The organism is Micromonospora sp. B11E3 (assembly GCF_039871625.1).
In the GTDB taxonomy this organism is placed as follows: domain Bacteria; phylum Actinomycetota; class Actinomycetes; order Mycobacteriales; family Micromonosporaceae; genus Micromonospora.
Window position 1 is genome coordinate 1 of the sequence record NZ_JBDPMC010000207.1, and the last position, 1,452, is coordinate 1,452.

At 72.9% G+C, this 1,452-nt stretch carries 1 protein-coding gene; it reads right to left on the reverse strand.

The features are described from left to right. Nucleotides 1-145: 145 nt before the first annotated feature. Complete coding sequence (locus ABGB16_RS33685; RefSeq protein WP_347672095.1) at nucleotides 146-1,087, reverse strand: terpene synthase; 942 nt, start codon at nucleotides 1,085-1,087, stop codon at nucleotides 146-148. Nucleotides 1,088-1,452: the final 365 nt, after the last annotated feature.

Genomic DNA, 1,452 nt, shown 5'->3' on the forward strand with positions numbered 1-1,452 from the left:
CTCCAAGTACCAAGCCCGCGGACCCAACGTAGACCGGCATAGCTACAAAGCCACCATCGCGATCGACATCATCACAAACCATTGCGAAACACCCGCCGGACCTTAACCGAGCGGCGTTGCGGCTAGTGGACCTGGTGCGCCGCTGTCAGGCGTACCGGGCGGCGCGGGCCGACCAGTCGTAGGTGGCCCTGATCCAGTTGCGCCGCGCGGCGAGGAAGGCGCCCACCGCGGGAACGCCGGCCCCGAGCAGCTCCGCCTCCCGCTCGGCGTACGTGGCCAACGCCCGGTTGAACCGGTCGGCGGCGATGCGCAGCGCCGCCGGCTCGTCCTGCCCGGTCTCGGCCGCGATCGCGCTGACCAGGTTGTGCGCGTCCGGGCCCGAGCGGTGCTCCTTGCCGTACGAGAACAGGTCGTTGCACCAGCAGACCAGGTCCCCGGCGAGGGTCTCGACGCCGACCAGTTCGGGGGAGACCCGGCGGGCCGCCCCCGGCGGCGCGTCGTACGCCAGGTCGGTGAGGGTGAAGGCCGGATGCACGGCGCCGGTGTGCCGGCGCAGCTGGACGTACTCGGCCACCCCGGGCACCCGCCGGTGCTGCCGGTTGGCCGCCTCCCACAGCAGCGCCAGCAGGTAGTCGCGCACCTGGCTGACGAAGCGCAGCAGCAGCGCCGGCCGCCCGTGGGCGCCGGTGCGCCGGCAGAGGTCGTCCAGCGCGGCGGCGAGCGGACCGCCGGGCGGGGCGCCCGGGCCGCCGTGCCGGTCCAGCACGTCCAGCAGGCCGGCGACCACCGGGGCCAGCCGGGTGGGGTCGTCGCCGAGGCCGTCCTCGTCGCACGCGTCGTCGACGACGAACAGCCAGGTGACCAGGTCGGTCAGCAGCCGCAGCCGGTCGCCCGCCGCGTCCGGGCAGGTGCGCCCGGCCAGCTCGGCGGCGGCGGCCCGGCGCAGCCGGCCCAGGCGCCGCTCGTCGGCGACCAGCCCCAGCGCCCGGGCCCAGTCCAGGCTCTCCTCCGCGGCGCGGTCGGTGTCCGCGTGCCGTTGTGCGTGGTACGGCGGTTCGTGCAGTGCCGAGAGCGCGAAGCTCCGCATGTGCGCCCCTCCGTCCGGGCGCCCCGGGCCGGGGCGCCCGGACGAGGGTACGACAGTGTGAATCGGCGTCCATGTTTGGGCCGTGTGCTGGCAGCCGCGCCGGCGTCAGAGACCGTCGGGTAACCAGCTTCGAGCGTTCTGTTACGGGGAGACACGTCGATGCCAGGTGCTCGACAAATAGATCATCCCCGCCATGATCGCGTTGTGTGCGCAACTGCAACTGTGGCGGGGATGACGCCCGTTCATGCTATCCGTCGAGCTTGACCGATGCGATGTGGGCGATCCTCGCGCCCTTGATGCCGGTACGCGACCTGCGTAAAGGCGGCCGGCCCCGCAAGTACGGCGATCGGCTGATCCTGGATTCG

Coding starts and splice junctions, on each gene's coding strand:
- ABGB16_RS33685 (WP_347672095.1), bottom strand. CDS start 1,087: ATGCGGAGCTTCGCGCTCTCGGCACTGCACGAACCGCCGTACCACGCA.